The sequence below is a fragment of the Streptomyces sp. NPDC014764 genome, assembly GCF_043082785.1.
GTDB classification, from domain to species: domain Bacteria; phylum Actinomycetota; class Actinomycetes; order Streptomycetales; family Streptomycetaceae; genus Streptomyces; species Streptomyces althioticus.
The window spans coordinates 825,923-836,330 of record NZ_JBIBXY010000002.1 but is presented as its reverse complement, the minus strand read 5'-3'; the positions used below and the strand labels follow the sequence as shown (position 1 = coordinate 836,330).

The 10,408-nt window shown below is 70.8% G+C and carries 6 protein-coding genes; 3 read left to right on the top strand and 3 right to left on the bottom strand.

The window, feature by feature from the left end; translation table 11 throughout:
• Positions 1-133: 133 nt before the first annotated feature.
• Both ACF1AG_RS08730 and ACF1AG_RS08725 read right to left on the bottom strand, forming a co-directional pair.
• Complete coding sequence (locus ACF1AG_RS08730; RefSeq protein ID WP_359608186.1) at positions 134-1,342, bottom strand: hypothetical protein; 1,209 nt, start codon at positions 1,340-1,342, stop codon at positions 134-136.
• Positions 1,343-1,443: 101 nt separating this feature from the next.
• Positions 1,444-2,667, bottom strand: a complete 1,224-nt coding sequence (locus tag ACF1AG_RS08725; protein ID WP_359607357.1) for a hypothetical protein — start codon at positions 2,665-2,667, stop codon at positions 1,444-1,446.
• A 352-nt stretch (positions 2,668-3,019) separates the two neighbouring features.
• Between ACF1AG_RS08725 and ACF1AG_RS08720 the strand changes: the two genes are divergently transcribed.
• Positions 3,020-5,014 (top strand): ATP-dependent DNA helicase, encoded by a 1,995-nt coding sequence (locus ACF1AG_RS08720; RefSeq protein WP_359607359.1) that lies wholly within the window; start codon positions 3,020-3,022, stop codon positions 5,012-5,014.
• A gap of 316 nt (positions 5,015-5,330) precedes the next feature.
• Here ACF1AG_RS08720 and lexA read toward each other — a convergent pair whose 3' ends face one another.
• On the bottom strand, positions 5,331-6,110 hold the full coding sequence (gene lexA, locus ACF1AG_RS08715) for a transcriptional repressor LexA (protein ID WP_024885652.1): 780 nt from the start codon (positions 6,108-6,110) through the stop codon (positions 5,331-5,333).
• 588 nt (positions 6,111-6,698) lie between these two features.
• On the opposite strand from lexA, the gene nrdR reads away from it, so the two are divergent.
• Entirely contained in the window at positions 6,699-7,256 is a 558-nt protein-coding gene (nrdR, locus tag ACF1AG_RS08710) for a transcriptional regulator NrdR (protein WP_391809519.1), read from the top strand.
• Between the two features lie 165 nt (positions 7,257-7,421).
• Positions 7,422-10,316: a vitamin B12-dependent ribonucleotide reductase gene (locus tag ACF1AG_RS08705; RefSeq protein WP_391809518.1), complete on the top strand. Its 2,895-nt coding sequence runs from the start codon at positions 7,422-7,424 to the stop codon at positions 10,314-10,316.
• The last annotated feature ends 92 nt before the right edge of the window (positions 10,317-10,408 follow it).

Below are 10,408 nucleotides of genomic sequence, written 5' to 3'. Positions count from 1 at the left end.
CGCTCCCGCATCCCCGCAAGATCATCGCGTCCAACGGCCACGGTCCTCGCAACTCCCACAGATCGCGGGTGTTGCGAGGACCGTTAGAACCCAAGCTGCCGAGTGCAGGGGGCGGGCCCTCGTCGTGTGAGGCTCAGCGGCCGCCGTAGGTCCTGCTCATGTTCTGGTACAGCGCCTCGGCGTCCGCGCCGAGGCGCGGGCCCGCGAGCCAGGTGTGGTCCAGCGGGCCGATCGAGGTGTTCGACACCAGCACCGTCTCGCCGTCCGCAACCCGGAACCAGCCGCCGCCGGAAGAGCCGCCGGTCATCGTGCAGCCGATGCGGTACATGTCCGGCAGGTTCGGGGCGAGCGAGAAGCGGCCCGGAGTGTCCAGGCACTTGAACATCCGCAGCCCGTTGTACGGCGGCGCCGCCGGGTAGCCCCAGGCGCCCATCGTGCCCGCCTCGGCGGCGGCCGGGCCGGAGAAGTCCACGTCCAGCGCGGCGCCGACGGTCTCCTCCAGGGACTTCGAGCCCCGCTCCGGCTGCACGTGCAGCACGGCGTAGTCGTACGCCGCCCCGTCGCCGCCGCTCTTGGAGCCGCCCTGGATCCAGCCGTTCGACGTCGACGCCCAGTCCGCCCACCAGTTGCCGTACGGGGCGATCTCGGAGGTGCCCGCCCGGCTCAGCTCCGCCTCCGAGCGGCCGTAGTCGTTGTAGGCCGGGACGAAGACGATGTTGCGGTACCAGCCGCCGTTCCCGCCCGCGTGCACACAGTGCCCGGCGGTCCACACGAGGTTGGACTTCCCCGGGTGGTTGACGTCCTTGACGACCGTGCCGGAGCAGACGGCCGGGCCCTCGGGGGAGTCGAAGAACACCTTGCCGACCGGGGCCGCGTTCTCGTGGTACGGCGTCCTCTCCGCCTGCGCCGTCACCGGTGCCGGCTCCGGGTCGCTCAGCCCCTGGGCCGCGGAGGCGTCCTTCGTGGTGACCGTCTTCTCGGCCTCCTCGGCGGACCGCATCCGCTCCGGCATCCAGAGGCCCTCGATGACCGGGTTGACGAAGTCCTTCGCCTCGCGCAGCCACTCGTCCTCGTCCCAGTCCTTCCAGCCGCCCTCACGCCAGCGGTCCACGTCGATCCCGTGGTCCTTCAGACGGTCGGCGAGGTCGGCCGGGACGCGGACGCCGCCGCCCGCGTCGTCCGCGGCGCGGCTCGCCCCGGCGTCGGGCCGGTCGGCCGCCTTGTCCTCCGCGGACCCTCCGCAGGCGGTCGCGGTGAGCGCCACGGCGGCGAGCAGCGCGCTCGCGGCGAGAACGGTCCGCCGTCCGCGCCGGCGCGGGACGGACATGGAGAAGGAACGCATACTGTGGTGACCCCCGTCACTGCTCAAAGATCGTGTGCCGCCGCTGCGGTGCCGCGTCGTCCGTCCCGGGTGCGCGGCGCCACCCGGGACGGACGGTCCGGTCACTGACCGGCGAACTTCTCACTGACCGCGTCGTAGACGCCCTTGGCCTCCTTGCCGAGCCGCGGCCCGGCCAGCCAGCCGGTCGTCACCGGGCCGATGGAGGTGTTGGAGACCAGCGTCGGCTTCCCGTCCTGGCCGGCCGCGAGCCAGCCGCCGCCGGAGGAACCGGCGGTCATGCTGCACCCGATGCGGTACATCGTCGGGTCGGACGCGCTCAGCGACAGCCGGCCCGGCTTGTCCTCGCAGGTGTACAGGGACTGCCCGTCGTACGGCGGCGCGGCCGGGTAGCCGATCGCCGTCATCTTCTCGATCTTCGGCACGGCGGGCGCGTCGAAGTCGACCGGCACGGCCGCACCGACCGTCTCCTCCAGCGACTTGCCGCCGCTGCCCTTCTCCGGCGTCACATGGATGACGGCGAAGTCGTACGAGGCGCCGTCACCGCCGGTCGCGCCGCCCTGCTCGATCCACTGGTCCGAGGTCTGCGCCCAGTCGCCCCACCAGACGCCGTACGGAGCGACCTCCTCCTTGGGGGCCGCGCCGATCTCCTTCGCCGGCATGCCCGAGTCGTTGTACGACGGCACGAAGGCGATGTTGCGGTACCAGCCGCCCTTCTTGCCCGCGTGCACGCAGTGGCCCGCCGTCCACACCATGTTGGACTTGCCGGGGTTGGCCGGGTCCTCGACCACCGTCGCGGAGCAGACCATCGTGCCCTCGGGCGAGTCGAAGAAGACCTTCCCCGCGGTCGGCGCGTTCTCGTGGTACGACGTCGGCACGGCCTTCGCCTGCACCGGATCCGGCGTCGGGTCGGTGACGCCCTGGTCGCCGGAGATGTCGTTCTCATCGACCTCCGGCTGGTCGGGCTCGTCCGCGTCCCGCATGCGGTCCGGGTCCCACAGGTCCTCGATGATCGGGTTGACGAAGTCCTGCGCCTCACGCAGCCACTTGTCCTTGTCCCAGTTCTTCCAGGCGCCGTCCCGCCACTTGTCCAGGTCGATCCCGTGCTCCTTGAGCCGGTCCGCGAGGTCGTCCGGGATCTTGAGCTTGCCGTCGTCGGCGGCGGCCGTCGCGGAGGCGTCCGCGCTCACGTCGGTGTCGCCCGACTCGCACGCGGTCGTGGTCAGTGCGAGTGCGGAGGCGAGAGCAACTGCCGCCAGCACGGGGGAGGTTTTGTGCGACCGCCTCCTCTCGCGGCGTGCGGTGGACGACGGCCGTATGGATCGCATGATCTGAACTCCCCGTTGAACGAACGATGATGGTACGACGCCCGTCTTCGCATCCGACCGGACGAGTCGGCCGCTGCTCCGACGGCTTGGGACAACGGCACCACACACTAGGCGTTCGCCATGGGGGCCGTCCGACGGAACGGCAACGGTTCGGCTACAAGGCGTCTGACCTGGCCGGTCGTGTGCGGATCTCGTGGAGCGGGGGCGTTGGGGCGCGGGGCGTGGTAGCGGCGGCGGTCCTTCCGCGCGCCGCGCGCGGGGGCGGTGCTTCGGGCGCGGGGCCTCGGCCATCTCGGCCGCCCTCCGTGTGCGCGCACGTTTGTCGGTGGGGGGCCGTAGGGTTGGTCGGGCTATGACTCAGCCCTCACTTCCCGAACTCCTGCATGCTGCCGTCACTGCCGTCGGCGGCACGGAGCGCCCCGGTCAGGTGGCCATGGCCGAAGCCGTCGCCGAGGCGATCGACGACGGCGCCCATCTGCTCGTCCAGGCCGGCACCGGCACCGGTAAGTCCCTGGGCTACCTGGTGCCCGCGCTCGCGCACGGAGAGCGGGTCGTCGTCGCGACGGCGACCCTGGCGCTCCAGCGGCAGCTGGTGGAGCGGGACCTGCCGCGCACGGTGGAGGCGCTGCATCCGCAGCTGCGCCGCCGCCCGGAGTTCGCCATGCTCAAGGGCCGGTCGAACTACCTGTGCCTGCACCGGCTGCACGAGGGCGTCCCGCAGGACGAGGAAGAGGGCCTCTTCGACCAGTTCGAGGCGGCCGCGCCCACCAGCAAGCTGGGCCAGGACCTGCTCCGGCTGCGCGACTGGTCGGACGAGACGGAGACCGGCGACCGCGACGACCTCACACCCGGCGTGTCCGACCGGGCCTGGTCCCAGGTGTCGGTGTCCTCGCGGGAGTGCCTGGGTGCCACGAAGTGCGCGTACGGCGCGGAGTGCTTCGCCGAGGCGGCCCGCGAGCGCGCCAAGCTCGCCGAGGTGATCGTCACCAACCACGCGCTGCTCGCCATCGACGCCATCGAGGGCGCGCCGGTGCTGCCGCAGCACGAGGTGCTGATCGTGGACGAGGCGCACGAGCTGGTCTCCCGGGTGACCGGGGTGGCCACCGGCGAGCTCACCCCTGGGCAGGTGAACCGCGCGGTGCGGCGTGCGGCGAAGCTGGTGAACGAGAAGGCGGCCGACCAGCTGCAGACGGCCGCCGAGGGTTTCGAGCGGCTGATGGAGCTGGCCCTGCCCGGCCGGCTGGAGGAGATCCCGGAGGACCTGGGGTACGCGCTGATGGCGCTGCGCGACGCGTGCCGCACGGTGATCTCCGCGATCGGCTCCACCCGCGACAAGTCGGTCCAGGACGAGGACGCGGTGCGCAAGCAGGCGCTGGCCTCGGTGGAGAGCGTCCACGACGTGGCGGAGCGGATCACCCACGGCTCCGAGTGGGACGTCGTCTGGTACGAGCGGCACGAGCCCCGCGGCGGAGCCGCATATCGGCACAGTGGGGCCTCGCTGCGGGTCGCGCCCATGTCGGTCTCGGGGCTGCTGCGCGAGAAGCTGTTCACCGACCGCTCGGTCGTGCTGACGTCCGCGACGCTGAAGCTGGGCGGCGACTTCAACGGCGTGGGGGCGTCGCTCGGGCTCGGCCCCGAGGGCGCGGAGGGCGACGACCTGCCGCAGTGGAAGGGCGTGGACGTCGGCTCGCCGTTCGACTACCCCAGGCAGGGCATCCTGTACGTCGCCAAGCACCTGGCCCGCCCGGCCCGGGACGGAGACCGCAAGGACATGCTGGACGAGCTCACGGAGCTGATCCAGGCGGCCGGCGGGCGCACCCTGGGGCTGTTCTCGTCGATGCGGGGCGCCCAGCTCGCCGCGGAGGAGCTGCGGTCGCGCATCCCGGAGTTCCCGATCCTCCTCCAGGGCGAGGAGACGCTCGGCGAGCTGATCAAGAACTTCGCGGCGGATCCGCAGACGTGCCTCTTCGGCACGCTGTCGCTGTGGCAGGGCGTGGACGTCCCCGGGCCGAGCTGCCAGCTGGTGGTCATGGACAAGATCCCGTTCCCGCGTCCCGACGACCCGCTGATGAGCGCGCGGCAGAAGGCCGTGGAGGAGGCCGGCGGCAACGGCTTCATGGCGGTCGCCGCGACGCACGCGGCGCTGCTGATGGCCCAGGGAGCGGGCCGCCTGGTCCGCGCCTCGGGCGACCGCGGAGTGGTGGCGGTCCTGGACCCCCGCTTGGCGACGGCGCGCTACGGCAGCTATCTGAAGGCGTCGATGCCGGACTTCTGGTACACGACGGACCGGAACCAGGTGCGGAAGTCCTTGGCGGCGATCGACGCGGCGGCGAAGCAGACGGACTAGGACCGGGCCTGGGGCTCGGTGTCCCCCGAGGCGGGGGAGGGGCGGGCGCACGCCGCTCGAGGCCGGGGAAGGGCGGGCGCACGCCGCGTGGGCAAGTGGAGGCACCGCAGGAGGCCTTCGTAGCGATGTCCGGAGGCTCTCGGGGGATGTCCTGAGGCTCTCCGGTGCGCCACGCGGCCATCGCGTCCGCTGAAGGCCCCCAGAGCGCCCTGCGCGGCGTCCGGAGACACGCAGGACCCCGGAACCGGCGCAGGGGTTCCGGGGTCCGGTCAGGGGGCGGGGAGGGCCAAGGGAGTGGCCTGGCATCCCGCCGGGGTCAGACGCGGCGGAGGACGGCCACCACCTTGCCGAGGATCGTCGCGTCGTCACCGGGGATCGGTTCGTAGGCCGCGTTGTGCGGGAGCAGCCACACATGGCCGTCCTCCCGCTTGAACCGCTTCACGGTCGCCTCGCCGTCGAGCATCGCGGCCACGATGTCGCCGTTCTCGGCGACCGGCTGGCGGCGGACCGTGACCCAGTCGCCGTCGCAGATCGCGGCCTCGATCATGGAGTCACCCACGACCTTGAGCACGAACAGCTCACCGTCGCCCACGAGCTGCCGGGGCAGCGGGAAGACGTCCTCGACGGACTCTTCCGCGAGGATCGGGCCACCGGCGGCGATCCGGCCGACCAGTGGTACGTAGGACGCGGCGGGCTTGCCGGCGGTGTCCGTCGGCTGCACGGACGCGGCCTGGTCGGACCCCCGCACCTCGTACGCGCGCGGACGGTGCGGGTCACGGCGCAGGAAACCCTTGCGCTCCAGCGCCATGAGCTGGTGCGCGACGGAGGAGGTGCTGGAGAGCCCGACCGCCTGGCCGATCTCCCGCATCGACGGCGGGTACCCGCGGCGCTGCACCGAGTCCCTGATGACCTCGATGACCCGGCGCTGGCGGTCGGTGAGTCCGGAGCTGTCCGCCCGGATGCCGGGAGGTCGGCCCGGCAGGGAGCGCTTGTGCGCCTCGGGATTCGTGGCTTCGTTCATCGCATGCACCGGCTCGATGCGGCCCTGGGAGCGGTCCTGGGCAGTGATGGCGGCACTGTCTGCGGTGGTGGTCACGGTCGGCCCCTCTCGATGGTCTCCCTGCAGCACAACGGTAGATGCTTTCGAAAGGTTGCGCCAAACACACGTTCGAGTGAAAAATCGCGAATTGCGGCACGCGTTCTTTCGTCGAGGTGTATTGGTCGCCGCACTTCCTGCCGGACAAACGGGCCATTTGTTGTACTCTTCACCGCCGAGGTCTCCGCCGGGGTGGCGGCCTCGCGGCGCGCGGACCCAGTCTGCCATCGTGGGCCCCCGCGCGTGTGAAGCGGCCCCGCCCTCTTCCCGAGCGGCACGCCCCCTCCCCGTCTCCGGCACGCCTTCTCCCCAACGGGCGGAGCCCTCCGGAGTTCACCCGTGCGCGGCCCGCCGGCCCTGCTGTGGGCATGGCTCCAGGGCCGTCTTCCCGCTCGGGCGCGCGACACGCGTGCGGGCCTCGATGTATGAGCCAATCCCCACATGTAGTGGTTGGATTGCGACAGCAGCCCAGAAGTTGTGGTCCCCCCGGTCTCCGAGGGCTCCGCGATCGCCTATGCTGGTGCTGCTTCGTGAGGCCCCTGAGGCCTGGCGAGGCCATTGAGTCTGCTGTGAGGAGGGTTGGGATCCATGCACTGCCCCTTCTGCAGGCATTCCGACAGCCGTGTCGTCGACAGCCGTACGACCGACGACGGCACGTCGATCCGCAGGCGCCGTCAGTGCCCGGACTGCTCCCGTCGTTTCACGACCGTGGAGACGTGTTCGCTCATGGTGGTCAAGCGGTCGGGCGTCACCGAGCCGTTCAGCCGCACCAAGATCATCAACGGTGTGCGCAAGGCGTGCCAGGGACGGCCCGTCACCGAGGACGCCCTCGCCCAGCTCGGCCAGCGGGTCGAGGAAGCGGTGCGGGCCACCGGAAGCGCCGAGCTGACCACCCACGACGTGGGGCTGGCCATACTCGGCCCGTTGCAGGAACTCGACCTCGTGGCCTACCTGCGCTTCGCGTCCGTCTACCGGGCGTTCGACTCGCTCGAGGACTTCGAGGCCGCGATCGCGGAACTCCGGCGGGCGGAGCGGCCCGCCGAGGGCGACGGGGACGGCGACGGAGCCGCCCCCGGGAGCCAGGAAGACGACAGCGGGCAGGAGGGGGCCGTGCAGGTCCCCGCGCCCGCCCCCGCCGCCGGCTGAGCGGCGGTCCGGCCCCGGACGCGAGGGTCCGGGGACCGGTTCGGCCGGCGACGAAGAAGACCTGCTGCGGGCAGGCGTGTGGGTGCCCGCAGCATCAGACAGAACACCGTGCCACGGGAACATCGGGGCACTTCAGGGCGTTTTCGCCCGTATCAGGGAGGCGGCATGACAGAGACGGCGAGCGGTCCGGCACGTAGTTCCCGAGCCAAGGCGAGCAAGGCCGGCAAGGGACTGCGGGTCGAGCGCATTCACACCACCCCGGGGGTCCACCCGTACGACGAGGTGGCCTGGGAGCGCCGTGACGTCGTCATGACCAACTGGCGCGACGGCTCGGTCAACTTCGAGCAGCGCGGCGTGGAGTTCCCCGACTTCTGGTCGGTGAACGCGGTCAACATCGTCACCAGCAAGTACTTCCGGGGCGCCGTCGGCACCCCGCAGCGCGAGACCAGCCTCAAGCAGCTGATCGACCGCATCGTGAAGACGTACCGGAAGGCCGGCGAGGACAACAAGTACTTCGCCTCGCCCGCCGACGCCGAGATCTTCGAGCACGAGCTGGCCTACGCCCTCCTGCACCAGATCTTCAGCTTCAACAGCCCCGTGTGGTTCAACGTGGGCACGCCCCAGCCGCAGCAGGTAAGCGCCTGCTTCATCCTGTCCGTCGACGACTCCATGGAGTCGATCCTCGACTGGTACAAGGAAGAGGGCATGATCTTCAAGGGCGGCTCCGGCGCCGGCCTGAACCTCTCCCGCATCCGCTCCTCCAAGGAGCTGCTCTCCTCCGGCGGCAACGCCTCCGGTCCCGTCTCCTTCATGCGCGGCGCCGACGCCTCCGCCGGCACCATCAAGTCCGGCGGCGCCACCCGCCGCGCGGCGAAGATGGTCGTGCTCGACGTCGACCACCCCGACATCGAGGACTTCGTCGAGACCAAGGTGAAGGAGGAGGAGAAGATCCGCGTCCTGCGCGACGCGGGCTTCGACATGGACCTGGGCGGCGACGACATCGCCTCCGTCCAGTACCAGAACGCCAACAACTCCGTGCGCGTCAACGACGAGTTCATGGAGGCCGTCGAGAAGGGCGGCAAGTTCGGCCTGCGTGCCCGCATGACCGGCGAGGTCATCGAGGAGGTCGACGCCAAGGCGCTCTTCCGCAAGATCGCCGAGGCCGCGTGGGCCTGTGCCGACCCGGGCATCCAGTACGACGGCGTCATCAACCACTGGCACACCTGCCCCGAGTCCGGCCGGATCACCGCGTCGAACCCGTGCAGCGAGTACATGCACCTGGACAACACGTCCTGCAACCTGGCCTCGCTGAACCTGATGAAGTTCCTCAAGGATGACGGCAAGGGCAACCAGTCGTTCCAGACCGAGCGCTTCCAGAAGGTCGTCGAGCTGGTCATCACCGCGATGGACATCTCGATCTGCTTCGCGGACTTCCCGACCGAGAAGATCGGCGAGAACACCCGCGCCTTCCGCCAGCTCGGCATCGGCTACGCCAACCTCGGCGCCCTGCTGATGGCCACCGGCCACGCCTACGACTCCGACGGCGGCCGCGCCCTCGCCGGGTCCATCACCTCCCTGATGACCGGCACCGCCTACCGCCGCTCCGCCGAGCTCGCCGCGATCGTCGGCCCGTACGACGGCTACGCCCGCAACGCCGACGCCCACAGGCGCGTCATGAAGCAGCACGCCGACGCCAACGGCACCGCCACGCGCATGGACGACCTGGACACCCCGGTGTGGGCCGCCGCCACCGAGGCCTGGCAGGACGTCCTGCGCCTCGGCGAGAAGAACGGCTTCCGCAACGCCCAGGCGTCGGTGCTCGCCCCGACCGGCACCATCGGCCTGGCGATGTCCTGCGACACCACCGGTGTCGAGCCCGACCTCGCCCTGGTCAAGTTCAAGAAGCTGGTCGGCGGCGGCTCGATGCAGATCGTCAACGGCACCGTCCCGCAGGCCCTGCGCCGCCTGGGCTACCAGGAGGAGCAGATCGAGGCGATCGTCGCCCACATCGCCGAGAACGGCAACGTGATCGACGCCCCCGGTCTCAAGCCCGAGCACTACGAGGTGTTCGACTGCGCCATGGGCGAGCGCGCCATCTCCCCGATGGGCCACGTCCGCATGATGGCCGCGATCCAGCCGTGGATCTCCGGCGCCATCTCCAAGACGGTCAACATGCCGGAGTCGGCGACCGTCGAGGAGGTCGAGGAGATCTACTTCGAGGCCTGGAAGCTGGGCGTCAAGGCGCTCGCCATCTACCGGGACAACTGCAAGGTCGGCCAGCCCCTCTCCGCGAAGACCAAGGAGAAGGAGAAGGCCGAGGTCACGGAGAAGGCCGAGGAGACGATCCGCGCCGCGGTCGAGAAGGTCGTCGAGTACCGCCCGGTCCGCAAGCGCCTCCCGAAGGGCCGCCCCGGCATCACCACCTCCTTCACGGTGGGCGGCGCCGAGGGCTACATGACCGCCAACTCCTACCCGGACGACGGTCTCGGCGAGGTCTTCCTGAAGATGTCCAAGCAGGGCTCGACGCTCGCCGGCATGATGGACGCCTTCTCCATCGCCGTCTCGGTGGGCCTCCAGTACGGCGTGCCGCTGGAGACGTACGTCTCGAAGTTCACCAACATGCGCTTCGAGCCGGCCGGCATGACGGACGACCCGGACGTGCGGATGGCGCAGTCGATCGTCGACTACATCTTCCGCCGCCTGGCGCTGGACTTCCTGCCCTTCGAGACGCGCTCCGCGCTCGGCATCCACTCCGCCGAGGAGCGTCAGCGCCACCTGGAGACCGGCTCCTACGAGCCGACCGACGACGAGGTCGACGTCGAGGGCCTGGCCCAGTCGGCCCCGCGTGCCCAGGAGCTGAAGGCGGTCGCCGCGCCGAAGGCCGAGACCGAGGCGGCCAAGCCCGCCCCGAAGCAGGCCCACACCAGCGCCGAGCTGGTGGAGATGCAGCTGGGCATCCAGGCCGACGCCCCGCTGTGCTTCTCCTGCGGTACGAAGATGCAGCGCGCCGGCTCCTGCTACATCTGCGAGGGCTGCGGCTCGACCAGCGGCTGCAGCTGACGCCGACCCGTCCGGGCTCTGCCCGGCGGTGAAACGGTGAGGGCGGTGGTACCGGGAAACCGGTACCACCGCCCTCGGGCGTTGCACGCCCC